Source organism: Hymenobacter baengnokdamensis (genome assembly GCF_008728635.1).
GTDB classification, from domain to species: Bacteria; Bacteroidota; Bacteroidia; order Cytophagales; family Hymenobacteraceae; genus Hymenobacter; species Hymenobacter baengnokdamensis.
Genome location: NZ_CP044285.1, coordinates 3,255,204 through 3,280,013, shown reverse-complemented (window position 1 = coordinate 3,280,013; position 24,810 = coordinate 3,255,204). Strand labels below are relative to the sequence as shown.

Genomic DNA, 24,810 nt, shown 5'->3' with positions numbered 1-24,810 from the left:
TGGCACCCGGCCTAAAAACAGGCCATTGCTGGCTCAGCTACCGTTTTTTACCCAAACCGGCTAAAAAATTCCCCCGCCTCACTCAACGTGAAACGGGGGAGGCTGGTTATTTAAGGCGGAGCTTTCTAAGCCGGCATGGCCTTCAGCTCGCGGTTCCAGAAGCGGTGCCGGGCAATAGCCTGGCTAAATTGCTTCGCCAGCTCGGCCACCTTAGTATCGGTGCTGGTAATAACGCCCTCGGCCCCGATAATGTCGGTTGCGCCGGGGTAAGCGGCGGCCTTCAGCAGGTCCACGCCCTCGGCCGAGGCCGCGATGGGCTTGCAGTGGCGGTAAGCTTCGTTGACGAAGCGCACGGCGTCGGTGTCCTGCTTTATAGTATTTACGCTATGTTCGCCGCCAGCCACGTACACGGCATCATACAGGGCGGAAGACGTGTCCTGGAACGTCCAGTTTATCAGCAGATTCTGGCCGTCTTTGCCTTTCAGTGAGCCCTGATGGGTGGCAATAATGTGGGTTTGCGCGCCGCCATCCATCAGCGTCTTCATCAGCTCCGCGATGGCCGCCACATCGGCCCCGTCGGTGGCCAGAATGGCAATCTGCCGGGTTTTAATACTGCCCTTGCCCGCGTTTATTTTGCTGTCGGGCGCCATGCTCAGGGCAGGGGAAGAGGCTTTGGCGTCTGTCACCGGGCCCGACTGATAGTCGGCGGCTTTGCCATCGGCGGGCACTTGCAGGTTGAGCTGCACGCCTTTGGCCGAGGGCACTTCCATGCCCAGCCCTTGGGCTACGCGGCTGGCCAGCTCGGCCGCCACCTGCGCCAGCTGCATGAGCGTGCGGCTGCGTACTTCCAGCTTCTGCACGTGGCCCAGCTCGAAGCGCAGGGCCTTGACGATGTGCGCTTTCTCTACCTCAGTCTGGCTGTTCCAGAACAGGCGGGCCTGGCTATAGTGGTCGACGAAGCTTTTGCTGCGCAGCCGAATCTTGTGGCCTTCTACGCGCTCGGGGTAGCTCACAAAGCCGCCCTCGCTCTGCTTGGCCTGCTTCGGAAAGTTGTCGTTGAGCAGGTTGGGGCCGTAGCTTACCTGGCCCTTGTTGATAGTCTGGCGCATGTGGCCGTCGCGCTGCCCGTTGTGAACGGGAGCCAGCGAGCGGTTAATCGGAATCTCGTGAAAATTGGGTCCGCCCAGACGCTTGAGCTGGGTATCGGTGTACGAAAACAGGCGGCCCTGCAACAGCGGGTCGTTGCTGAAATCGATGCCTGGCACCACGTGGCCGAGGTGAAAAGCCACCTGCTCAGTTTCGGCAAAGTAGTTGTCTACGTTGCGGTTAAGTACCATTTTGCCGATAAGCTGCACCGGCACCAGCTCTTCGGGAATAAGCTTGGTGGCATCCAGAATATCGAAGCCAAACTTGTGCTCGTCTTCCTCTTCCACCACCTGCACGCCCAGCTCCCACTCGGGGTAGGCGCCGCCTTCGATGTTGTTCCAGAGGTCGCGACGGTGAAAATCAGGGTCTTTACCCGAAATCTGCTGCGCTTCCTCCCAGGCCACGGCGTGGGTACCCAGCACCGGCTTCCAGTGAAATTTTACGAAGCGGCTCTTACCCTCGGCGTTCACCAGGCGAAAAGTGTGCACGCCAAAGCCTTCTATCATGCGCAGGCTGCGGGGCAGGGCGCGGTCCGACATCACCCAGAGCAGCATATGAGTGCTTTCGGGATTGATGGAGATAAAGTCGTAAAAGGTATCGTGAGCCGAGGCCGCCTGCGGAATCTCGTTGTGCGGCTCGGGCTTTACGGCGTGCACAAAATCGGGAAACTTAATGGCATCCTGAATAAAAAACACCGGGATGTTATTGCCCACGAGGTCAAAAACGCCTTCCTCGGTATAAAACTTCACGGCGAAGCCGCGCACATCACGGGCCAAATCGGAAGAGCCGCGCGAGCCGGCTACCGTAGAAAAGCGCGTAAATAAAGGTGTCACGGCGCCGGGCTGCAAAAAGGCGGCGCGGGTCAGGTGGGTTGCGTTGCCATAGGCCTCGAAATAGCCGTGAGCCGCCACGCCGCGGGCGTGTACCACGCGCTCCGGAATGCGCTCGTGGTCGAAGTGGGTCATCTTTTCGCGGTAGATGAAGTCTTCGAGCAGCGAGGGGCCGCGCTCACCGGCCTTGAGCTGGTTCTGGTCGTCGTTGACCCGCAGGCCCTGGTTGGTAGTCAGGAACTGCCCGTAGCCGTCCTCACGGTTCTGGGCCAGCTCGTCGGTCTTGGGGTTGCCAACTACGTCTTCGTGCGTTTGCTTGGCGATGGGTTTGGTGGGCATGGAAAAGGAAATGACAGGATAAAATTAAGTGCTCCCGTAAACGTACTGGCGACGCTAAAGTTGACCTTCTCGCCAACCGGATACCTTTAAAAAGTATATGGTTGAGGTAATTGTGGCAGCATCGGGCAGCTATAACCTCGGCTTGGCGCCGCGCGTAAGGCAGGCAGCTTACCTCCTAATTTCCTTTTTCTTATCATGCGTAACTCATTGCGTTGCCTGCCGGCGGTTCTGCTGGCGAGCGCTAGCCTGCTGTCCGCCTGCGGTCCGCAGCAGTCAACCGAAAAAAAAGCCGTAGCCGCGGCCACCGATAAGTCGGCCGAACTGGCCGATACGGCCACGCAGGGGGCCAGGCCCCGCCTCGTGGCTACTTTTCCCGACTCGCTCAATACCCCCGATGGCCTGGCGCTGGCCCCCGATGGCCGGGTGTTTTTATCCATCCCGAATATGGCCGATAATAAATATCCGGCCCGCATCGTGGAGCTGACCGGCACCGGCTACAAGCCCTTTATCAACAACCTGCCGCTGGAGCCGACTACCAAAAAGGCCACCCCGATGGATTTGGCCATTGGCCCGGATGGTAATTTATATTACGCTGAAAACCAATACGAAAACAGTAAAGATTTCAAGTCGCGCCTGATGCGGGTGCGGATGACCAACGGCAAGCCCGGCGCCATCGAAACTGTGGTTGATAACTTTGCCCTGGCCAATGGCGTGGTGTGGAAGGGCAACACCCTGTACGTGACGGACAGCCAGTGGGACCTGCCCGACAACGACAAGGGCAGCGCCATCCTGTACTTCACGCTCGACCAGCTCAACCACGGGCCCATTCACCTGAAACCCAAGACCAAGGACCCGCACGTGCTGGCCATGTTCACCACGACCGTCAACGAAACCGGCGTCGATAACGGGGCCGACGGCATCGACTACGACAGCCAGGGCCGCATTTATACGGGTTCATTCGGCGACGGCAATTTCTACCGCGTGTCGCTCAAGCCCGATGGCAGCTACGACAAGCAGGAGCTGGTGCCGGTGGCCGCCCCCAAAATCCCGTGCATCGACGGCTTCGTCATCGACCGCGCGACCGATAAGGCCTACATCACCAGCGCCCGCCTGAACTCAATTGACGTAGTTGACCTCAAAACCAACGCCCACACCATCCTGGCGCGCAACGGCGATACCAACGGCGCCGGCGGCCGCCTCGACCAGCCCGCCGAAGTGCTGCTCAAGGGCAAGGAGCTGCTGATTTCCAACTACGACAACCCCAACAAGCACTTCGTCAATACCAAGTCGGACGCCCCGCACACCGAGTCGGCGATTGACCTGAAGTAAAAGGCTGCTAATGACTTATAAAAGAACGTCCTGCTTATCTGGCGTCTGCTTCGACAAGCAGACGCCAGATAAGCAGGACGTTCTGTATGTAGCTAAGAAATAGCTTAATCCTGTAGTTCCCAGGCCGTGCGGTAGCCGCCCACGCGCTCGACGTAGTCGAGAAACGCCTTGTAAAAAGGGTGCGCGCCCAGCGTGGAGGAGTCGCCCACGAGCAGCAGCTTCTTGCGCGCCCGCGTCATGCCCACGTTCATGCGGCGGATGTCGGAGAGAAAGCCGATTTCGCCGTGCGAGTTGCTTCTAGTTAGCGATATAGCGATAATATCGCGCTCCTGTCCCTGGAAAGAGTCCACGGTCCCCACACTGAGCTGCCGGTGCAGCAGCAAGCCACTCAGTTCGTCGTTTTCCTCCACGGCATCCTTGAGGTAGTTAATCTGGGCGCGGTAAGGGGCGATGACGCCGATGCTGAGCGGGTCGTTTTCGTGGTCGGGCGCGTCGTAGGGCTCCAGTAGCTGGGCCAGCCTTTTTAGCAGCAAATCGGCTTCTTCGGGGTTAGCCGTGGAGCGGCTTTCCGGGATGGTAATCTCCTGGAAGCCAAAGCCGGCCGTGTCGAGAAACTCCACCGGCAGGTCGGGGGCGAAGCGGATGTCGTAGGCGTCGAGGCCACTGTGGGCCACGGTGGGCGCGGCCACTAGGCGGCCTTCGTAAAACTGCTCCGAGCTGAACTGCATAATCTGCTCGTGCATCCGGTACTGCAGGGTCAGCATCCGGCTCACGGCGGGCTGGCGCTTGATGCACTTCTCGAACAGCGTTTCGCGCAGGCCGTCCTTGGCCGCTTTTTCGCTCTTCACGGTGGGCGGCAGCTGCTGGTGGTCGCCGGCCAGCACCACGCGGCCGGCCTTGGCAATCGGAATCCAGCAGCCCGGCTCCAGCGCCTGGGCCGCCTCGTCGATAAACACCGTTTCGTAGGTGAGGTGGCGAATGTTGCGGTTTGAGGCGCCCACCAGCGTGCAGGTAATCACCTGCACCTGTTCGAGCAGGTCTTCGGTGATATAGCGCTCCAGCCCGTCGGCTTCCTGGTGCAGGGCGCGGGCTTCTTCCTTGAGCAGGCGGCGCTGCTCGCGCTCTTCCCAGCCAAACTGCCGGGTGTGCTTGCCGGCCATATCACGGTACTGCTCGGCGGTCTGGCGCATCGAGCGCAACTCGCCGTAGCGCTTGTGGGCCATCACCTGCGCATCGAGCGTGTGCTCTAGCAGCAGGTCCGAAACCCGTGAGGGATTCCCCATGCGAATGACGTTGACCCCGCGCTCGGCCAGCTTCTCGGTCAATAAATCGACGGCCGTGTTGCTGGGCGCGCACACCAGCACGCGCCGCTCGCGCCGGATAGTTTCCAGAATGGCCTGCACCAGCGTAGTCGTTTTGCCGGTGCCGGGTGGCCCGTGAATGATGGCCACGTCCTGGGCGGCCTGCACGTGGCGCACGGCCGCCAGCTGGCTCTCATTCAGCGGGCTGGGATAGAATAAGTCATCGGCCTGCTCGGCCCGGAAGCGGGCGGGCTTGGCCCCGAGCAGAATGTCGCGCAGCTCGGCCAGACGGTCGCCGTAGGCGCCCATCACCTTGCCCAGCGCGTAGTCCATCTCGCGGTAGCTCACCTCGTCGAAGGTGAGGTCGATGCCCAGCTTGCCGCCTTCGAGTACCCAGTCGGGCAGGTCTTCCTTGGCGGTGGCCAGCAGCAGCTTGTTGCGCCGTACGCTGGTAATGACACCGCTGAGCGTGGGCCGGTCGGTGGCCGAGCGGCCCGGAATATTGCCAAACAAGGCCGCGTTCTTGCCCACCTGAAACAGGTGCAGCCCCTGCTGCCCGGCCGGCCGCTCCAGCTCCAGCACCACCTTGCCGCCGAAGCCCACGTCTTCTTTGGTAATCGTGACGGGGTACCAGGTCAGCCCACGCTGCTGGCGCTCCTGCACGGTAGCCTTGGCGTTTTTTAATTTAAACTGCTCTAAATCTTCTTGTTGCTCCAGCTTGAGCATAGCCTGCACGCGGCGCAGCTCCTGCTCAATGGCGTAGGGCTCGGCGGGGGGAGGATGGTTTCGGTCGACAAAAGACGGGGGAATGATTTTCGTTGTAGGGGTAACAACGAAAAGGGGAAATGAGTGGCCGAAGCGGCGGCTGTAAGTCAGGCTAACCTGCCGTCTTCGTAATGATAATGTTCCTGACTGGCTGTAGTGAAGCGCTGAATGAAGCCGGTTGCGTAATGCTCAGGCTTGCGAGGCTCGAACAGCTTTTCTTGGATTGCCCAGTCATAAGCACTCATGCCAAGCGGATTTTCCTGAAAACAATTCTGCTCTTATGCTACTCCGCCTGCGCCACGAATTGGCTGACGGCCTGGCTTACCAGTTGATTGAGGCTGATACCGCGGCCGGTTGAAACCAGCGCCGCCCTGCGGTGCAGCTCCGGCCCGAGGCGCACGTTGAAGCTGCCGGTAAATGTTTTGCTGGGCTCCTTTCCTACGGCCGCACACAGGGCGAGGTAGTCGTCCACGGCCTGCTCAAACTCGGGGCGGAGCTGCTTGGCCGCGTCGGCTTCAAAGGTAACGAGGTCCGTAATAGCCTCAATTTTGCCGTGAAAAACCTCGTCGGTTGCGTTGTACTGCACCGAGCCGACGTAACCTTTGTAAACGAGTGCGTTTTCCATGAGAAGCAGGGAGAAGTACCTAACAAATGCCGAGAAGAGTGATAATTTCCTTGAGCTGATATTCTTTGAGAACATTGCCGGGATGCGGCTTATGCAAGCTGATAGCCACCTGGGTAGCCCGATTGTAAAACTGCCGCCGGCTACCTGCCGTCTTCCCCTTAGTTAGGGCTTCAAAACCGTAGGCTGCCAGCAGCTTTACCAGCTCATCCCAGGTAAAGTCCTTAGGCTTAGCACAAATGCGCGCTTTGAGCTTGTCAAGCGGAGACATAAACTGCTGCACCTAAAAATTAGTTGCCAAATATACGGCCTCCTACCCCAGCAGCGCGGGCCGCTCCTGGTACACCTTCCACAAAAACTCGCCGCACAGGGTATTGGCCCAGGCAAACCACGGGCGGGTAAACCTGGCGGGGTCGTCCTTGTGAAACGACTCGTGCACATAGCCGGTACCCGCGTGGGTCGTTTTGAGCGTCTGCACGCAGGCCCGGATTTCGGCGTCGTCGGTGCTGGTGAGGCCGCGCATGAGGATGGCCAGGGGCCAAATCATGTCGGCCCCGACGTGCGGCCCGCCGATGCCCTCGGCCGCCCGGCCCTGGTAAAAGAACGGGTTAGCCGCCGACAGCACCAGCCGGCGCGTGTTCTGGTAGGTAGGCTCGTTGAGCGGGATGGCCCCGAGGTAGGGCAGGCTGAGCAGGCTGGGCACGTTGGCGTCGTCCATCAGGGCGTGGCTGCCGTAGCCATCGACCTCGTAGGCGTACACCGGGCCGAAGTCGGGGTGCGTTACGATGGCATGCTGGCGCAGGGCCACGGCAATCTCGTCGGCCAGGGCCATCAGCTCGTCGTAGCCGGCTTGCTCGTGGTGAATGTCGTAGAGCATGAGGGCGGCCTGGCGCAGGCTGGCTACCGCAAAGAAGTTGCCGGGCACCAGAAAGGGCAGCCGGGTGGCGTCGTCGCTGGGCCGGAAGGCTGAGGCAATGAGCCCGCACGGCCGTACCGGGTAGCCGTAGCCGCCGAGCGGCTGGGTGTCGAGGGCGTTGGTGGTTTGGCGCTGAAAGTGGTAGGGGCCGGGGCCGGCCTTGCGCTGCTGCTCGCGGAAAGTTTTTACAATCAGGGTAATGGCGGCGCGCCACTGCGCATCGAAGGGCTGCTGGTCGCCGGTTATCTTCCAGTAGTGGTAGCCCAGGCGAATGGGGTAGCAGAGCGAGTCGATTTCCCACTTGCGCTCGTGAATGCCCGGCTGCATGGCCGTCTGGTCGTGCGCCCACTCACCGACCCTGGTTTTATCGGCGTAAAAGGCGTTGGCGTACGGGTCCTGCAGGATGCACTGCGTCTGGCGGTTGATAACGCCCGCCACCAGCTGGCGCAGGGGCGCGTCCTGGGTTATCAGCGCCAGGTAGGGCCACACCTGGGCCGAGGAGTCGCGCAGCCACATGGCGTCGATGTCGCCGGTGATAACGTAGGTATCGGGCCGGCCCGCGCGGGTGCCGGGCGTCACAGTGGTATCGAGGGTATTCGGGAAGCAGTTGCCGAAAAGCCAGCCGAGCTCAGTGTCGGGCACGTTGCGCTGAAACTCCTTGATAGCCTGCTCGACTGCCTGGCTGCTGAACCGGCGCTGACTCGGGGCCGGCCGCACCACTGGCAGGTTGGGCCCGCCCCAGGCCCGTAGGGGAAAGACAGGCAGAAAAGGACTGGCCACCAGCAAGCCAGCGCCCTGCACAAAAGCTCGACGTTTCATAGCAACAGGAAGAGGCCGGCAAAGATGCGACTCAATGCCGGGCTGAGCCGCCAAAAAGACTGCCAGAAAATCAGGCAGCCTTCCGTAATTAACTAGTAGTAAGGCGCTTACTACTTGGTAAAGCGCTGGCTCAGCGCCTGCTGGACTTTCGTGGTAACCTGGCAGACTTCAGGCAAAGAAGTCGCCGGGGTCCGTCTGGCTAAAGTACTTTTTGAGCTTGCCTAAATCGCCAAAATAAGGCAGCACCAGGGCCATGAAGTCGCGGGCCGCCGGGCTGTCGGCATAAACCAGAAACGTGTCGCGGTCTTCATCAAACTCTAGGTGCTCGAGCAGGTCGGGCCGAAACTCCTCGATGATAGTTTCGATGTGTTCGCGCCACGAAGCGCCATCGCCGCCAAAGCCGTAATCTTCAAACAGCTGGTAGTACGCATCGAGGCCCGCTACATCGGCCAGAATGGCAAACTGGCGCGCCGGCTCGGCCGGGTTTTTGGCGGCGGCTATTTTAAAGGGAAAAGTGGAAGTCACGGAACAAGAAGTAAGAGCCAGGGTTCAGCCTGAAAGCAGCTGTTGCACAGGGCCAACAAGCTGCGTAGCAATGCAGGCCGGGGGAGCTTACGCTAAAAAAGCAGCCAGGTACGATAATCCGTGGCGGGGCGGCTCCGTAGCTTTAGCGTCGCCAGCGTCCATTGCCCGGCTCCGTTTATGGCTACCATCCAGTTTTCCACTACCAGTATGCACGTTGCTTATCGCCCCGACCTCGGCCACCTTACCGGCCGCTGGCTGCACTCGGTTACCGAGGCGGAGCTGCATGAAGGCTACGAAGCCCTGCGCCGGGCCGCACTGCACTATCACTGTGGGCACTGGCTTATTGATTCGCGCCGGCGCGTCAATCGCAGTCTCGAAGGGCCCGAGTGGGTCACCACCCATTTCCTGCCCGAGGTGCAGCGGGCGCTGAGCGGGCCGCTGCGGGTGTGCTTCCTGGTGCTGCCCGGCTACCTGAGTAGCCTGCCCGGCGCGGCTGCCGCCGGCCGGCCCGACAGCCCCCTGCAGGTTGCCCGCTTCGTAGACGAGGGCGCGGCCAACGCGTGGCTGAGCGCGGAGTAAGTGAAACAAGCAGCCCCGGCGGGCCGGGCGCAGAAAAGCTAGGCGGCCTCGGGCCGGCGGGTCAGCACCACCAGCAGAATAACCTGGTGAGGGTCTTTAGGCGAGAGCTTATTATCAAAGCTGTCGAGCTCGTAGCCGTTGGCCAGCCACTCCCGAACCTCGGAAAAAGCCAGTATCTCGGCCTGGGTAAACGCAATGGGCGGCCCCTGGGGCTCGTCTTCGGCGCCAGCCGAGAGAAAGGTAAGAATTTTGGTTTCGGGTAAGGAGGCGGCCGGGTGCATAAAGGCTAAAGTAACTGGTCGAAATAAGTAAGGGCTTAAAAGGGATAGCCCAGGCCAACGTTCACTACGGTCTGGTTGTCGGTATGCCGCAGGGCATTGCCCAGGCGCCAGGGCTGCCCCAGCTCGGTCGGGTCGTACACCTTGGTGGCAATGTCGAAGCGCAGGATAAGAAAAGTAAAATCCATGCGGATGCCGAACCCCGAGCCCACGGCAAACTGCTTATAAAACCGATTCACCAGAAACTCGGCGCCGGGCCGGGCGGCATCGGGCTGGAGCGTCCAGACGTTGCCAAAGTCGGTAAACAGCGCCCCTTTGATAAACGAATACACCGGGAAGCGGTATTCGGCCGAGCCCTCGAGCAGCACCTCGCCGGGCTGCTCGGTGTAGTAGTCGCGGGTGCCGTCGGCAAAGCGCGTGGCGTAGGAGCCGGTGCCCAGGCGGCGCGGCGCCCAGGCGCGCACGCTGTTGGACCCCCCCACAAACAGGTACTTGTCGTAGGGGATAATATAGGGGTTTGTGATTACTCCGTTGGTAGCGTCGGGCGTGGTGGTCAGGGCGTGTGCCACGCCGCCATTCAGGCGCCAGGCGAAGTAGGTTTGGGGCGAAAGGCGGTAGTAGCGGCGGTAATCGGCCGTTAGCTTGGCGAAGTTGTACACGGCCAGCCCCGTTTGCTCAAACCATTGCTCGTGGCGGTAGAGGTCGCGCGTGAGGCCGCCCACCTCGGCGTACAGGCGCAGGTAGTGCCCGCTGCGCGTCTGGGTAAGGTCGTTGGAATTGTAGAGCGACGTAAAGCTGAGGCTTGGCTCATAGATGGACTGAAACGAGAGGTACAGGGGGCTGCCCTGCGTGGTGCGCAGGTCGCTGAGGCGCCGCCGGTAAAAATTGCTGACGTAGGGCGTCCGTACGATGCCCAGGTCTACGGGCGTGAAGATATACTGCTGGTAGGTGCTGGGCTGCCAGAGGTAGTCAAAGGTAAACTCGGCATTGCTGCGGGTATAGTAATTATTTGAGGTATAAGTGGTGGAAAGCGCAAACCGGGTGCGGGGCTGGTCGTTGCGCAGAAAATTGCCTAACTGAAACGGCACCAGAAACTGGGGCAGCACCAGGGCGGCGGTCGCCCCGTACTGTACGGTGTAGGTGGCCGGGCCATTACTGCTGTCGCCTACCTGGGTAAGCTGGCCTTCGAGGCCGGCGCGGGCGCTGAGCTCGAGCACCTCGGCTCCGCCAAAGGGGTTGCGCCATTTCAGGCGCAGGTTACCAAAGGGCCCCACGCGGTTGGCCACGTAGGTGCCGCCAAATTCGGTCGTTTCCGAAAAGCGCGGGCTCGGCGAGGTCGTAATGACGGCATCGAGGTAGCTGGGCGGCCGGATGCCACCGGGCAGGGAAGAGGGTGAGTCTGGCGTCAGGGTCTGGCTGCTGTCGGCCGCTGGTGCAGCGGTGCTGGCCGCGTCGGCCACCTTGCGGTAGCTCACGGTATTAAACCGGAACATGTCGAGGTTGGAGAGCTGGCGCTGCGTGCGCTGCGTGCGGGTCTGGTTATAGAGCTGGCCGGGCCGCACGGTAATCTGCCGGGCCAGAATACCCAGACTAATGGCCAGCTTGCCCCGGCTCGAAAAAAGCAGTGAATCCTGGCGTACCGTATCGCGCGGCACTACCACCCGCCCCGCCCGGCGCAGCCGGCGCGCGCTCAGCGAGTCGGCCACGGCGGCTGGCGTAACGCCAGCCGGTATATTGGCCGTTGAGATGCGCCCGGTGGGTGAGTTCGCCGCCCGGCCCGATACGTTGAGGGTATCGGCCGGCGCAGCTGTCCGGCGTAGCTGCCGGCCCCGCAGCCGGCGGGTGGTGTCGCCGGCCGCGGCCCGCAGGCCGCGGGCTTGGCTTACATCGGTAAGCACCGTAACGTGGCGCAGGTGATAGGCGCGGTGCCCGCCGGGCGGACTGGCAATGACCAGGCGCAGCCGCACCTGGGTTTTCTCAAAGCTGGTATCGGCTTCCAGGGTGATATACTGGGCCCGGAAGTCGTAATAGCCCGCGTTTTTGAGTAGCGTTTCCAGGCGCTGCCGCTCCTGGCCGATGAGGTCTTCGTTGTAGGCCCCGCCGGCGTGCAGCAGGGTGGCGCCCCGCGCCCCGGCTACCACTCGCGCCACCCCCGAGTCGGCAATGCTCTGGGTGAGCTTGCTGAGCGTAAACTGCTGGCCCTCGGCTACCAGGTAGGTTACCGTAACCAGCCGGTGCAGGCGCCCACCCATCGAGTCGCGCAGCGGGGCCGCCCGCTGTGGCTTGCGCAGGCCCACGGCCCGTAAGGCGCTGGAAATAAGCGTTCGCTTGGAGCGGGCCGAATCGGTGAAGCCGACCGTAGCCCGAAAATAACCCTGCGAACGCAGGTAAGTAGCCAGCTGGTCTACCGTGCGGCGGCTCAGCGTGGGGTCGTAGATAACGGGCGGCTCGCCCAGGCGCATGATGGAGTTCCCCTTTTCCAGGGCAGTGCGCTTGCGGGCTAGGCGGCGGTCGCGGCGCGCCAGCAGCTTGCCGGTTCGGGCCGAGTCGCCCTGGGCGGTAGCCAGCCGGGCGGCATATTTTTCCCGAATACCCTTCACCTTACGCTCAATGCGCGTCGAATCATAAAAGGAATGACCTAGCTGATAAATCGCCAGCTTCGGCAGCGGCAGGTTGCGGTTCGGCTTTTGCTGTACCAGGGTAAGCATCCGTTCCTGCTGGGCCGGGCTCAGGCCCTCACTCTCAACGGCTACCCGCGTGAGCAGGCGCTGCTTGGGCTGCAGCAGGCGCAGGGGCGAGCAGCCCACTGCCACCAGCAGGGCCGTGAGGCCCGGCAGCAGCCAGGCCGCTACCGCGCGCGGGCCGAAGCGCGGCCGGTCGTTACTTTGTTGTTCTAATGGTTTCAAAAGCCCTCGCCAAATACGTACGGTCGCTACACCAGCGCAAATATCGGCAGCGCCACGCTGCCTTTCTGGTCGAAGGCGCGAAAAGCGTGCTGGAACTGCTCGGTTCGGGTCTGGTAGTCGAGCACCTGCTCGCCACTGCGGCCTTTGCCGAGCACCTGCGTGCCCACCCTGGCCTGCCGGTGCAGCTGGCCAGCGAAGATGAGCTCACGCAGCTCGGCACGCTGCAAACCAACGCCGCCGCGCTGGCCGTAGTGCGCCGCCCGCCCGAACTACCGCTGCCCGCCGCGCTGCCGGTCAATAGCCTGGTGCTGGCCCTCGACAACGTAGCCGACCCCGGTAACCTCGGCACCCTCTGGCGCCTGGCCGACTGGTACGGCCTGCCCGGCCTGGTGTTATCAGAAAACTGCGCCGACCCATTCAACCCCAAAGCCGTGGCCGCCAGCATGGGCGCTTTTGGCCGGGTGCCCGTGTGGCCCGGCCGCGACCTGGCTGGCTGGCTGGCCAGCCAGCCAGGCGAAGTGCCGGTGTACGGGGCTGACCTGAAAGGTGATAATGTGCATAAGCTCCAGCTGCGGCCGGCCGGCGTGCTGGTAATGGGCAGCGAGTCGCACGGACTTAGCCCGGAGGTAGGGGCCCGGCTCACGCGTCGGCTGCACATTCCGCACGGCCCCAGCGGCCGGGCCGAAAGCCTCAACGTGGCTGTATCGGCTGCCATCCTGCTGGATAATTTCTTTCGAAACGTGTAGCGCGGCGGGTGCTTCGCTGCCCCTCGACAAGCGAAGCATCCCGCCGCGCCACTACCCATAGGGAGCTATTAATTACCAAAAATCCGCACGCCGAAGCTCAGGGTCTGAGCCTGCGGGCCCTGGCCCTCCCGAAAGAGGTTATTGAGGGTGTACTTGGCAAAGAACGTAAGCGAGCGGTAGTCCAGCACCCCTTGCAGGCCATACTGCCAGTCGGTGAGGTTATACGAGCCGTAGTCCTTATCCTTATAGGTGGTGCCGTCCTCAAAATACTTGAGCTTGGTCCAACTGCCGAGCCGGTAGCCCACGAAGCCCCCCGCCCCGAGGCGCAGCGCCGTGTTGCCGTGCCGGTCGTGCAGACCCAGCTGGAGCATGAGCGGCACGGTAAAGGTGGACGTTGCGAGCTTGGTTTTCTGGTACTGGCGGCCGCTGGTTTCGAGTGCCACGCTGGTCTGGCCGTTCTGGTTCACCCACTTATTATTGCCTTCCAGCATATAGTTGTTAAACGCAAACTCGGGCCCGAGAATAAGATAAAGCGGACTACGCCGCCCGCCCAGGCGCTGCCTATGGTCGAAGCCAAGGTTGACGTAGCGCGAGCCCAGCGTGCGCAGCTCGGGCCGGCCGGCCCCGCCAGGCTGGTTCACCAGCGCATTCAGGCCCAGGTCAAATACCAGGTCGGTAGACGATGATTTATACTCCCAGCGCGCCTGGCGCAGCGAATCGCGGTGGGCCTGCCGGTCGGCGCGCCCGGCGGCGCGGGGCTGGCTGTTGGTGTTGCCATCCGTATTGATAACTACGCCAAACTTCTTCTCCAGCAATACTTCTATCTTATTGCTGGGACCGTAGCTGCCTGGCCCCGGCTTGCGGGTCGTGATGCGGATTTCTTCTGGCAGCTGCTGGCCCGGCTGGTCCTGGTCGGGGTGAAAAATGGTCGTCAGGCGGTCCGTTTCGGCAACCTTGGCGGCCGCATCGGCCCGCTTGATGTAACCACTCAGGCGGGCCACCAGCGAGTCGAGGTGGTACTGGGGCAGCTGGCGCAGCTGCTGGGCGTCGTGCACTACCAGCGTCATCACGGCCTTATTGGGCAGCTTTACTACAATTGTATCGTTTGGGCTCGGGGCGAGTACCCACGCCTGGGCAGGGCGGGCAGCGGCCAGCACCAGGGCTCCCAGTACAGTTGAAAGAAGAAGTTTCATGGAGAAGAGGTGTTAAGAAATGTAAAAGGAACAGGTTAAGCCGTTTGCTGTGAAGTAGAAAACGGAGGGCCGCCCCGTTTTACAGTTGGATGGTTCGCGACAGTACCCGGCCGCCGAGCCGGGCCTGCACGGTCAGGGTTTCGGGGAGCCCGGTAGCCTCGGCCAGGCTCACGGCCTCGCCGTGCACCAGGTGGTCGGCCTGGCGCAGCAGGCTACCAAAGCGTAGCCGGGGCCGGGCCGGCGCCGAGTGCGCGGCCACTACGACCGGCGCCGGGGTGCGGGTGGGCTCCGGACCGCGCCGCACCTCTACTTCAATGATTTCAGGCGTAGCGGCCGGGGTAGCAGGCCCTGCGGCTACTACAAGAGGTGGGTTGGTAGCCTGCGCGGCCGGTGCTACTGCCGGGGCAGCTGGCGCGTGCAGGGTAGGCCAGGGCTGGGCGACCGGGATGCGCCGCCCCCTGGTCGTGGCTGACAGGCCGACGGCCGCGTCCGGCCGCCGGGTTTGGAGATGATGGCTACTGGCTACCTGGTAGGCCGTGGCGGCGCGGCGCGGCCGGGTAGTAGTGGCTATCGGGAGGCTAGATGGGGAAAGCGAAGAAGCCGTTGCCTGCCTGGAGAAAATACCTGGTTTTTTTTCAGCTTCGGCAGAAATATTATAGCTAATGCCCGGTTCATTAAGTGATTGCTGGTGTGATGCTGTAAGGGGCTGCCGCCCGCCTGTCCGCTTGGCGGCTAGCTCCTGGCCGGGCTGCCGGAAGTAGCTTCCGCGCCATAGCCCGGCCCCGCCGGCCAGCAGCAGAAGCAGTATCGCGGCCGCCGAATAGTGCCACCAGGCCGCTACCCGGTGCTTGCGGCGCGGCTGCGGGCGCAGGTGCTCATCTTCCAGGCGCTCCCATAGCTCGCGGCGGGGCGGGGAAGCATGGCCTCCCAGCCCCGTCCGAAACAGGGTATCAAGGCGCTCGGCCTCGGCCAGCGCGGCCAGGCGCTGCTGCAAGTCGGCGCCGGGGGGCGTGGCGTGCCGGCCTAGCTGCTGACGAAACATGTTATCAAGGTTATCGGAGTTCATATTTAATATTTTAAATATATTTATTACTGCATAATTAGGCTTAATACAATCTTAGCCCATTAGCCGCTTACCATGAGCAGCTCTAGCTTGCGCTGTAGCATTGCCCGTGCCTTGCTGAGCTGCGACTTGCTGGTGCCCTCCGAGATGCCCAGCGCCTCCGCGATTTCGGGGTGCGAGTAGCCTTCGATGGCGTAGAGGTTAAACACGGTGCGGTAGCCGGTGGGCAGCGCTTGCAGCAGGGTCAGCAGCTCCTCGGCTTGGAGCTGGGTGTCGGCAGTGGCGGGCGTGCTGGCCAGGTTTTCGGGCTGGGCAAACTCTTCCAGCGAGAGGTGCAGCGGCTCACGGCGACGCAGCTCCATCAGGGCCTCATTCACCATAATGCGTCGAATCCAGCCCTCGAAAGAGCCTTCCTGCCGAAATGTGGGCAAGGCCCGAAAAACCTTGGCAAACCCCAGCAGCAGTGCTTCTTCCGCATCTTCATGCCGCTTGAGGTAGCGGCGGCACACCGTCAGCATCAGCCCCGCAAACTGGTTGTAGAGCTGGCGCTGGGCGCGGGGCTCGCCCCGCAGGCAGGCGGCAATCAGGTCGGGCTCGGTCACGGGGCAGGGTACTGGTAGGGCAGAGGCGGGCGGTAGTTGGGGGGCTAGATGCGGGTAAGGGGGCAGGGGTTGCCTGCGGAGTAGAAAAATAGCAGTTCGGCGCAAAAAAAGCCCCGGCGGCCCGCCGGAGCTTAAAATAGCGAGCGGAAATTCGGGCCAGTATGCCCGTAGCCGAATAATTGGCCCTGGGTAAAAGGTTGGTCCCACAGGCAGAGTAGGCGAGTCAGCCCTACCCAAAAATGCGGAAAAGGGAGCGTCTCACCTTAATATTCACGCTTTTCTAAAAGTTCTTTGACTTTCTAACCAGCTTCCATATCTTGCTCTCATCGTTCACCTTTCTTCTTTTCGCATGGCTTATTTCGACAGCACCCTGACGGTGGGGTACTACGATGCCTTTGGCGTTGACCACATCGACCACACGTATGCCTTGGTGGCGCACGGCAGCGATACGTATGCCTTCCCCTGCTACGGCGATTTTGCCACGTCCACCAGCGGGCCGGGGGCCCGCGGCAATGTCAACGTAAAGTACCCGGTTGACATGTGGACGCCTTACATGATAGGCTCACAAAATGTGGGCTCGCACCGACCCGCCAGCTTGTTCGTCGCGCTGGGAATGGCGCAGTTTCGCTTCGACCCCGCCTACAACTGGCGGGTGCAGGACTGGCCCGAAGGGTCGCAGATTGGCGGCGTGGCCTGCTGGGGCGGCATTGTCTACGGCGTGTCGGGCGTGTGCCAGCAGGTGTGCAACCGCGTGCTCTGGTCAACGGTGGACAATCGTTTCAACGAAACCCCCGTGAACTGGCCCCCCACGTTTTCGGCTACTTACTGGGTGTATGGCTACTATGGCAAAACCACCGAGGAAATAGCCGCCCGGGTGGCCTTCGACCTGGTGAAGCTGGCACCCTTCATGCCGATTCCGCAGACCATTGAGGGCAACTCAGGCTTTGCCAATCGGGCGGCCCAGCCGGGAGCGGAGGCCCAACTGCTCGACATTCAGGCCCGCCACGCTGCCGCCCTGCGCGAATCCCTGCGCCAGCCCATGGCGGCCCCGGAGCGACAGCTGGAAATTCAGCACCTCATTGAAGTCAGCCAGGCCCAGGCCGAGCCCACGGCCTTTGCCAGGGCGGCTCCCGCCTATAACCCGCAAGCCGTACTGGCCCGCGACACCGCTTTTCGGGTGCGCAAAACGGAGCTGGACATCCTGCTGCTGCGCGGCGAAGTAAGCCGCGACGAGTACGCTACCCAGGTAAACCAGGCCTTTCAGCACCTGCTAGCCGAACTGCAGGACATTATGCCACCCGTGGTCTTCGACCGTTTGTTCCCTGAGTACACCGCCGCGCGACCCGTGGTACTGGTGAACCGGGAGCAGATGCCCGAATCTTACGACTTGCTGCCGGCCAAGCTGATGCTTTAGTACTTCTCCCCGGCAAAGCCCCGACAGCGTCCGCTTTGCCGGGGGGAAGTGGCTGGTAACGTATACACGCGCCGTTCCGGATTATTGCCGAAAGTGCCGTCGAAAGTTGGTAATTAGCCGGTGTCAGCACCCCTTAAGACGTTTCAGGCCCGCTTTACCCGCCTACCTCAACGAGTATCCTCCGTATTGGCAGGGGCTGGTGACTGACAAGCTGCCTGAGTGCAGCTATAACAGCTTGGCTATCAGTGGGGCTGAGGTCAGGCGGACTTTGCACGGGACCGGCAAGTTTGGCTGTAGAGAACCAAGCTTTCGAGAATAAGGCATGCGAAAAGTATTATTTTTAAATTCTCCGCCTCGTGGCCCAAACTTGTACTGCAGAATGCCTGTACCTCCTGGCTGCAACGGCTCAACGGTGGCTAGCCACTGTCTGGTTCGGGGGCCGGTTAGGTTTTGTCCTCGGGGGATAGTTACGATTACCCATTGTGGCGCTGTATTGCTGGCTACTAAAACCCCGCTGTAGTCATACGTGAAGGTAAATCTAAAGAGCAGGTAGTAGAGCATGGCTGCTATAAGCAGAAAGCTACCCACAGCCAAGGTAGGAATGGAGCTCGGCGGAGGGCCAATGAGGGCCTGGGTACTCGGAGCGGTGGCAGGGACAAGGGGCATAACTACTCGTCAGGATAAGGTTATCTGGTTTTCGACTAGCTGGTAATAGCCTTTGCGATTGGCCAAGAGCTGCTCGTGGGTGCCGATTTCTACAATTCGGCCATCATGCAGGAGAATAATCTGGTCGGCGTACTTTACCGTACTAAGCCGGTGAGCAGATACAATGACGGTTCTGCCCGCTAGAAATGGCGCCAGGTTCGCCATTATTTCCTTTTCATTATTGGCGTCAAGGGCATTGGTAGCTTCATCAAAAAAGATAACCTCCGGATTCTTGTAGATGGTGCGAGCAATCAATATTCGCTGGCGCTGCCCCTGGCTGATACCTAGTCCGTTCTCCCCGATTACAGTTTGATACTTGCGCGGCAGCGAGTCAATGAAAACGTGAATATTTGCCATTCTGGCGGCTTTCACCAGCCGGGCCTCGTCCAGGTACTCATCGAGGCAGATATTGGCGGCAATGGAATCAGCGAAAATGAAGCTGTCTTGCAGCACGGAGCCGCATTTATCCCGCCAGTTTATGGCGTTGATGGAAGTGAACTCGCGTCGCCCCACCCTAATACTGCCGCTGTCGGCCGTATAAAATTTGAGCAGCAGCTTAATCAGGGAAGTCTTTCCGCTGCCGCTCTGGCCTACAATGGCCGTTACTTTGCCCACGGGAATGGTCAGGGACAAGTTTTGCAGCACTTGCTGCTCGCTGCCCGGAAAGTGAAACGAAACATTCTCCAGGCGAATGTCGCCCAAGGTGATGCCGCTCCGGTCGGCAGGGGCCACGGCGGAGCTCTCATCCTCCCGGCCATAAATCTCGCCCAGCCGCTCCAAGCTAAACCTGGCGCTGTAGCCCTGTAGAATCAGGGACAGGAGCTGCGAGATAGGGGCGTTTAATTGTCCGATAATGAAGGTGATGGCGATAAGACTACCGAAGCTTAAGGTCTGATGCACTACCTGAACGGCCCCGATTAAGTTGACCAGCACTATTAACAGATAGCTAAAGAAGCGGGCCCCGCCGTTCTGCTTTTGACTTAGATTCAGCTTGATAATATTTTGCCGAAACAGCAGGGCCTGAATTTTTTCCCACTCCCAGCGTATTTTCTTTTCGATGTTGTTCAGTTTGATATCCTGAATGCTGTTTATCATTTCATAGAGCTTGCTCTGCTCCCGGGAGGCCAGCGTAAACAGCTCGTTGTCGTTGGTGCGCATCTGTTTGAGATGCATAAATATCCAGCCGATTTCCAAGGCTGTGCACCCCAGAAAGACCCCGAATATGCGGGCGCTGTAATACCAGAGCGCACCGGCTAGAATCAAGGCTGTGAACACAGAAAAGAAACTTCTCAGGAGCGTATCGGTGAGAAAGCGCTCTATCCGGTCGTGGTCGCGGATGCGCTGCAGCAGGTCGCCCTTAAACCTGCTGTCGAAGAAGCTAATGGGCAGGCTCATCAGCTTGATGAGAAAATCGGAGATGATGAAGATATTGACGCGGGTACTCAGGTGAATAAGCAGCCGGGAGCGGATGAAGTCAACGGCCGTGCTAGACACGTAGATGAGCAGCAGGGCGGCCGCGGCCAAGTAAATAAAGTCGACGTCGCGGTAGGCAATACCGTAATCGACAATCCACTGCGTTACGAAGGGCAACGCTAGCTGTAGTAGACACCCAAACAGTAAGCTCACCGCCAATAGGGAAAAGTAGAGCCGGTACTGGGTAATGTACTTGCCCACGAAGCTGAGTTGGGCCTTGTTGAGCTGCGTTGTTTGCAGTGGCGTGGCATAAAAGGCCGGCGTCGTTTCTATCAGCAAGGCAAACCCCTCTGGCTGGTCGCCCCGCCACTGGCGCAAAAACTCCTGCCGGGTGCACGTGCGCAGCCCGCTGGCCGGGTCGGCATAGTACACCGTCTGGCGGTCTATGCGGTAGGCCACCACGTAATGCTCGCGGTTCCAGTGCACGATGCAGGGCAGCGGAACTTGCCGGGCCAGGCTCTCGAAGGGCACTTTAGCGAGTAAGGTCCGAAAGCCGAGCTTTTCGGCCAGCCGGCTAACGTCCTGGGCCAGGAGCCCGTTTTTGGTGAGGGTGCAGTGGCCCAGCAGGTCCGCAACGGTATAGTACTGGCCGTAATGCCGCGCAATCATGGCCAGGCAGGCTACCCCGCAATCCATGCTGTTCTGCTGCTGCACGAAGGGAAATGGCTTCTGAAATAGCATTGAACAGGGGCTTAACTATTGCACCTTCAACTGCCGGGCCACATCCTGCTTCATTACCTCAACGACGTCTTGCAACTCGGCGCTAACGCGGAATTCGCAGGCGGTGGCAATCTGGCTTAGGTTCAGGGCCCGAAAGCCCCGGCTGACGAAGGCCAGGCGGCTCATCACCCGCTGCTCAGTGTAGAGGCCCCGCTCCAGGGCTACGAGCCACAGCTTATAGACCCCATACCACACAAAAATGGCCTCCTGAATGCTGGAGATGGAGATGCGGTTGCCGGTCCAGGGCGAAACCGCCCGGTAGCCGGCCAGCCGGGTTTGCTCCCGCGTTGGCAGCCAGGGCGAGCAGGCATCGGCCATGTAGAGCGTGGCATGAATGGACTCGTGCACAAAAGCCTCCACCAGCAACTCGGGAGAAACACCCTGAACGTTGGAAAGCACGGTGCGCCCAATATAGCGGGCATCTGAGCCGGAAATAAAGTTGGTAACCCGCCCGGCATGGCTGATTTTATTTACCACGATGGCCCGCAGAAAGGAGGATACCTGATGGGCAATGGGGAGGTAGTCTGCCAGGGGAGCCACGGCCGCGTCGAACCAGTAGCACAGGGCTTCAATCTCCCCAAAGTCGTAGGCCGCAATTGTATTTTCCAGGGGTTCGTTCACGTCCGCATTAGAGATGCGCAACGCGTAAGGGCTAAAAAAGTCCACGGGCACCGTGTCCAGCAGCCGATACGCCTCAAGCGTTGCGTACGACTGGGTTTGCTCCTGATACCTGCAGTAGAATGAGCCATCGGCCGCCCAGAGCTGGGGATAGAGCGCAGTATCGTACTGGTGCGTGCGCTTGCTGGCTTCCGCGTCCAGGGCTTCAGTGAGCATACCGGCCATCTGCTGCCTTGCCGGAGTCGACAAAGCTGGCCCCCCGCCCAGGCCCTCGGTGAGGTTGCTGGCCGCCGGGTGCCCGTTGCCCGGCACCAGGTGGAGCAGGCGGTGGCTTACCTCCGGAATGGCGCCAAACTCCAGCAACTCGTCTACGGACAGGGCCTGCGCCCGGGTAATAAACCGCTCATACTGGTCTGAGTCGGCGAGCAGGAGAGCCTCCTGAAACGCTCCAATCTTGTCGAACAGCAAGACCTTATACGCCGCAAGAATGCGCTGCTGGTGCGTGACGGAAGCAGGCTCCGTAAAATCAAATGATTTTTGGAAGTCCAACAGAGCGGTCTGAACTGTTTTCATAAAAACAAAAGCTAACTGGTAGATAATAAAAGTCTTAGTGGTTGATTAACCCTGAAGCGAGTACCCGCCGGGAGGCAAAGCCGGCCAGCCGCCCGGCCGGCTGAGCTTTAAGCCTGCCGGTAAGCCAGTAATTCGGGGAGATACTCGGGCTCTTCGGTGCCGTTCACGGCTTCTGTCATGGCTACGGCGTCCTCATAGCGCAGAAGGGCTATTCCCTGTAGCTCCAGCACCGAAGCGGGAAACTCACTCAGCACGGCGTTCTGCACGTGGGTAATGAGCTTCATAAAGTCGTGGCAGTAGAAAGTTGGGTTGTCAAAGCCGTTTTCGCTGCTGTAGCGGTGGGGCAGGTAGCCGCCGCCGCAGATATCATTAATAGGGCAGGCCAGGCACTTCCGCGGCAGCTGCACGTGGCTCAGGTTATAGAGCTGGGCGAGTGGGGTGGCCAAGGCCTCGTCCAGGCTGGTGCCGATGAGGTTGGCGTTGTTTTTTGTGAAGCCCTGCCCGCAGATTTTGAGCACGTCCACGGATTCGATATCCCCGTTGGTTTCGATAACCAGTACCTCGTTGCGCCCGTCGCCCATCATGTCCGAGCCAATGGATTTGCCCAGCACGGCCTGCATAATGTTGCGGAAAAAGCGGATAGACAACCGGTTGGTATCGGCCCGCCACGAGTCGAAAACGGCAGTTAGCCAATCCCCATAGGGGGTGTACTGGCTGGTTTTATGAAAGTAGGAGGGCTTATCATAGTTAGCATCGGGCAGCAAAAAGTCAACGTTGTCTGAGTGAATCTGCTTGAAATGCTGATAGGTAGCTACCGGGTCGGCGGCAATATCGATAACGCACAGCAGGCCGGGCGGCAGCTTGGTATAGGGCGACTGCCGGGCTATGCGAAAGCCTTCCACGATTCGGCTGTAAGACCCTTTTCCCGCGTGGTCAACCCGGTACTTATCGTTTTGCTCGGGCAGGCCATCCAGGCTGACGCCAATGTGAATACCCAGGCTACCCAGCGTCTGGCACCAAGCCTCATCCAGCAGGACGCCGTTAGTCTGCACCGAGAAATGTACCCTTACTAACTCATCGAGCACTTGGTGGGCGTGGTCCACAAATTCCGTGATGAGGGTTTTGCTGGCCAGCAGCGGCTCGCCACCATGAAAAACAAACGTGAAGCTTTCCAGCTCGTGGGCCAGGCAGTGCTCCCGAACGCGGGCTATCAGCGTGTGGATGGTTTGCCGGCTCATAAACTTCGGCTGTAGCTTATAGGTGTCATCCCCGCCGTTATACATGTAGCAATAAGTACAATTCAGATTGCACCGGCTTGCTATTTTCACGACTAAGGCTTTGCAAACTAATCCTGACTCATTCATGGCGGCGAAGCGTTACAGATGACGTAGTGGGGACAATCAAAAAGGCGCTGGTCTGACCTGGCTTGCTGCTGCGGTCATGGGCCGCAGCGCTGCTGTCGAGAGGGGTGGGGCACGTGCGGCCAGGTGGCGGGTAGTTGCCGCGCGCCGGCCCGATGGTTTCCGGCGCCTGGCTGGCAGCCCGCTCCCGCAGCAAGGCTAGCCGCGCGCTACTGGCTGCTGAATACCTAATAAGTCGCCGGGTTTTGGCGTAGTCAAACGTGCAGTGTACACGAAGCACGGGCGCGGGCGCAACGAATCACCAGACCAGGTTTTCTATTGACTCAGCCGTGCTGCCATCCTGCTAAGCAGGCTCAACTCGTGGCCGCTGTCTGCTCGCGCTGCGCTCTTGGGCCGCGGCGGCGAGCGTGGATACCAGCTATAGCTTGTGGCGGCAGGCTCTGCCAGGGCGCTGACTGGGCGTAACCGCGCCTTGTGCAAATACGCCGGGTGTAAACTGAGCCTAGCCGGCCCGGCGAATTGCAGACCGCGCAGGGTTTTTTTCTAAAAAATAGTGGGAAAAGAGTTACCCCTTTCCCCACTATTCAACTTATCAACTCACGCGCACTTTTTTGCTCAAAGCAAAAAGAAGCGGGCTAGGCTACTATAATGGGCTCGGGCTCCTGCGTGCCGCGGCTGTAGTTCTGGCTGTAGTGGCCCTGCGAATAAAGAGCGCTGCCGGCTCCACCCGACACAACGTAATTATTGGCTACATCCTTGATAGCCTGGTTTTGGAAAGCCTCGATAGAGCCTTTCACTGCGTCAATTTGGTCGGCGTTGAATTTGAACTTAGGTTTCATCTTAGTGGAGGTTAATAGGTGGAAAATTGACAGCAAGCAATCGATGGGCCCCTCGCTGCATTGCCTGACAAAACAACAAAGCCATGCAGCTGGAAACAATAGTAAATAATTGCTTTTTTTATATTAATTTTTAGTTTAATTGCTAGTAACACTGCTGTTTATAGCAATAAGTTGCTAGATAAACTTCGCGCTCCATGCTTCGCTTTGTCCTTCAGTAAGCCAGTGTTGGCTGCGGGCAGATACACTTCCTTCCCGTAGGGTAAGGCCGGGGCCGCTAATGGGGTTGGGCTGCAAACCCTGATGAAGCAACGCTGGGCTGGCGGCTTTGGAAAGCACACTTGTGTAGGAGCAGGGCTACTATTTAATCGAGTTAATCGATTGCGTAAGTGCGAGCCGGATACCTCTCAAGCAGAGCGTGTAAATTGTGTGCTCTGCCCCCGGGCCTGCAGAATTGCCGTAAACAGAATTTCACGGTTGCTGGTGAGCTGGAGCTTGTGGCGAATATTAGTTTTGTGATTGTGCAGGGTATGAATGCTGATACTCAGCTCATCGGCAATCTGCTGAGATTTTTTGCCCTCCGCCAGCAGGGTCAAAATCTTGCTCTCCCGCACGCTCAGCCCATGCCGGGCGTTAACCGGGCAGCGGGCGGTGTCAAACTCAACAAATAAGTCTCGGATGCCTTGGCTGATGTAGCGGTCACCGTTACTTATCATACTAAGGCAAAGCATGAGTTCAGACAAGCGAAAATCTTCCAGCAGATAGCCGGTAGAGTGATATTCCATAAGCTGGGACAGCGAGAAGGACGCGCGACGCAGCACCAGAATGCAGGCGCTTTGGGGCTGAGTAGTATGCACGCAGGAAGTAACGGCCTTGATTCTTTCGTGCTGGTAGCAGTAAAGCAGCGTGTATTCAAAAGCCTGCGTAGTCATCATCTTGGTAAGCAGGGGCAGGTCGTCGGGGACGTATGTGACGCGATGACCTTTCTCAAGCAGATACTCGCCCAAAAACTGAGTCGTTTGCTCGAATGCGTCAGGCAGGACAACAAGAATAGAAGCCATAGTTAAGTGGAAAAGGACAAGGAGGGTAGATAGCATGCTGGTCGTCTCACTGGCGCTGCCAGCGTTGGGGCGCGACAGGCTTGGCTGTAG

General features: G+C 59.9%; 21 protein-coding genes. 4 read left to right on the top strand and 17 right to left on the bottom strand.

What is annotated here, in order from left to right; all coding sequences use genetic code 11:
- Window positions 1–125: 125 nt before the first annotated feature.
- A complete protein-coding gene (locus F6X24_RS14015; RefSeq protein WP_151088615.1) occupies window positions 126–2,315 on the bottom strand; it encodes a catalase in 2,190 nt (729 codons plus the stop codon).
- A gap of 195 nt (window positions 2,316–2,510) precedes the next feature.
- Between F6X24_RS14015 and F6X24_RS14010 the strand changes: the two genes are divergently transcribed.
- Window positions 2,511–3,644, top strand: a complete 1,134-nt coding sequence (locus tag F6X24_RS14010; RefSeq protein ID WP_151088614.1) for an SMP-30/gluconolactonase/LRE family protein — start codon at window positions 2,511–2,513, stop codon at window positions 3,642–3,644.
- Window positions 3,645–3,748: 104 nt separating this feature from the next.
- Here the strand turns inward: F6X24_RS14010 and F6X24_RS14005 are convergent, their stop codons facing one another.
- The 6 genes from F6X24_RS14005 to F6X24_RS13985 all read right to left on the bottom strand — a co-directional run bounded on the left by F6X24_RS14005 (window position 3,749) and on the right by F6X24_RS13985 (window position 8,592).
- Entirely contained in the window at window positions 3,749–5,671 is a 1,923-nt protein-coding gene (locus tag F6X24_RS14005) for an AAA domain-containing protein (protein WP_151088613.1), read from the bottom strand.
- Window positions 5,672–5,817: 146 nt separating this feature from the next.
- Window positions 5,818–5,955, bottom strand: a complete 138-nt coding sequence (locus tag F6X24_RS19515) for a DUF7710 domain-containing protein (RefSeq protein ID WP_449405068.1) — start codon at window positions 5,953–5,955, stop codon at window positions 5,818–5,820.
- A gap of 38 nt (window positions 5,956–5,993) precedes the next feature.
- Entirely contained in the window at window positions 5,994–6,335 is a 342-nt protein-coding gene (locus F6X24_RS14000) for a type II toxin-antitoxin system HicB family antitoxin (RefSeq protein WP_151088612.1), read from the bottom strand.
- 19 nt (window positions 6,336–6,354) lie between these two features.
- Entirely contained in the window at window positions 6,355–6,615 is a 261-nt protein-coding gene (locus F6X24_RS13995) for a type II toxin-antitoxin system HicA family toxin (protein ID WP_229725108.1), read from the bottom strand.
- A 30-nt stretch (window positions 6,616–6,645) separates the two neighbouring features.
- Window positions 6,646–8,067 (bottom strand): glycoside hydrolase family 125 protein, encoded by a 1,422-nt coding sequence (locus F6X24_RS13990; RefSeq protein ID WP_151088611.1) that lies wholly within the window; start codon window positions 8,065–8,067, stop codon window positions 6,646–6,648.
- A 168-nt stretch (window positions 8,068–8,235) separates the two neighbouring features.
- Window positions 8,236–8,592, bottom strand: coding sequence for an Imm51 family immunity protein (locus F6X24_RS13985; protein ID WP_191906334.1), 357 nt, complete (start codon window positions 8,590–8,592; stop codon window positions 8,236–8,238).
- A gap of 177 nt (window positions 8,593–8,769) precedes the next feature.
- On the opposite strand from F6X24_RS13985, the gene F6X24_RS13980 reads away from it, so the two are divergent.
- Window positions 8,770–9,171: a hypothetical protein gene (locus F6X24_RS13980; RefSeq protein ID WP_151088609.1), complete on the top strand. Its 402-nt coding sequence runs from the start codon at window positions 8,770–8,772 to the stop codon at window positions 9,169–9,171.
- Window positions 9,172–9,209: 38 nt separating this feature from the next.
- Here the strand turns inward: F6X24_RS13980 and F6X24_RS13975 are convergent, their stop codons facing one another.
- Window positions 9,210–9,452 carry a hypothetical protein gene (locus tag F6X24_RS13975; protein WP_151088608.1) on the bottom strand — a complete coding sequence of 81 codons (243 nt, stop codon included), beginning with the start codon at window positions 9,450–9,452 and terminating at the stop codon, window positions 9,210–9,212.
- 35 nt (window positions 9,453–9,487) lie between these two features.
- Entirely contained in the window at window positions 9,488–12,355 is a 2,868-nt protein-coding gene (locus tag F6X24_RS13970) for a BamA/TamA family outer membrane protein (RefSeq protein WP_151088607.1), read from the bottom strand.
- Here F6X24_RS13970 and F6X24_RS13965 point away from each other — a divergent pair.
- Window positions 12,346–13,101 carry a TrmH family RNA methyltransferase gene (locus tag F6X24_RS13965; protein WP_151088606.1) on the top strand — a complete coding sequence of 252 codons (756 nt, stop codon included), beginning with the start codon at window positions 12,346–12,348 and terminating at the stop codon, window positions 13,099–13,101. The two genes, F6X24_RS13970 and F6X24_RS13965, sit on opposite strands and share 10 nt — an antisense overlap.
- A 68-nt stretch (window positions 13,102–13,169) precedes the next feature.
- On the opposite strand, the gene F6X24_RS13960 is transcribed toward F6X24_RS13965, so the two are convergent.
- The 3 genes from F6X24_RS13960 to F6X24_RS13950 form a co-directional block, all read right to left on the bottom strand.
- On the bottom strand, window positions 13,170–14,294 hold the full coding sequence (locus F6X24_RS13960) for an outer membrane beta-barrel protein (protein WP_151088605.1): 1,125 nt from the start codon (window positions 14,292–14,294) through the stop codon (window positions 13,170–13,172).
- Window positions 14,295–14,373: 79 nt separating this feature from the next.
- A complete protein-coding gene (locus F6X24_RS13955; protein WP_151088604.1) occupies window positions 14,374–15,360 on the bottom strand; it encodes a hypothetical protein in 987 nt (328 codons plus the stop codon).
- A 59-nt stretch (window positions 15,361–15,419) separates the two neighbouring features.
- The gene (locus tag F6X24_RS13950) at window positions 15,420–15,959 is read right to left on the bottom strand and encodes an RNA polymerase sigma factor (RefSeq protein ID WP_151088603.1); all 540 of its coding nucleotides are present in this window, start codon (window positions 15,957–15,959) and stop codon (window positions 15,420–15,422) included.
- A 349-nt stretch (window positions 15,960–16,308) separates the two neighbouring features.
- On the opposite strand from F6X24_RS13950, the gene F6X24_RS13945 reads away from it, so the two are divergent.
- Complete coding sequence (locus tag F6X24_RS13945) at window positions 16,309–17,373, top strand: hypothetical protein (RefSeq protein WP_151088602.1); 1,065 nt, start codon at window positions 16,309–16,311, stop codon at window positions 17,371–17,373.
- Window positions 17,374–18,048: 675 nt separating this feature from the next.
- On the opposite strand, the gene F6X24_RS13940 is transcribed toward F6X24_RS13945, so the two are convergent.
- The 5 genes from F6X24_RS13940 to F6X24_RS13920 form a co-directional block, all read right to left on the bottom strand.
- Window positions 18,049–20,232, bottom strand: coding sequence for a peptidase domain-containing ABC transporter (locus F6X24_RS13940; protein ID WP_151088601.1), 2,184 nt, complete (start codon window positions 20,230–20,232; stop codon window positions 18,049–18,051).
- Window positions 20,233–20,247: 15 nt separating this feature from the next.
- Window positions 20,248–21,462 (bottom strand): hypothetical protein, encoded by a 1,215-nt coding sequence (locus F6X24_RS13935; protein ID WP_151088600.1) that lies wholly within the window; start codon window positions 21,460–21,462, stop codon window positions 20,248–20,250.
- A 107-nt stretch (window positions 21,463–21,569) separates the two neighbouring features.
- A complete protein-coding gene (locus tag F6X24_RS13930; protein ID WP_229725106.1) occupies window positions 21,570–22,745 on the bottom strand; it encodes a radical SAM protein in 1,176 nt (391 codons plus the stop codon).
- A 713-nt stretch (window positions 22,746–23,458) separates the two neighbouring features.
- A complete protein-coding gene (locus F6X24_RS13925) occupies window positions 23,459–23,662 on the bottom strand; it encodes a hypothetical protein (protein ID WP_151088597.1) in 204 nt (67 codons plus the stop codon).
- Between the two features lie 404 nt (window positions 23,663–24,066).
- On the bottom strand, window positions 24,067–24,720 hold the full coding sequence (locus F6X24_RS13920; protein WP_191906332.1) for a response regulator transcription factor: 654 nt from the start codon (window positions 24,718–24,720) through the stop codon (window positions 24,067–24,069).
- Window positions 24,721–24,810 lie beyond the last annotated feature (90 nt).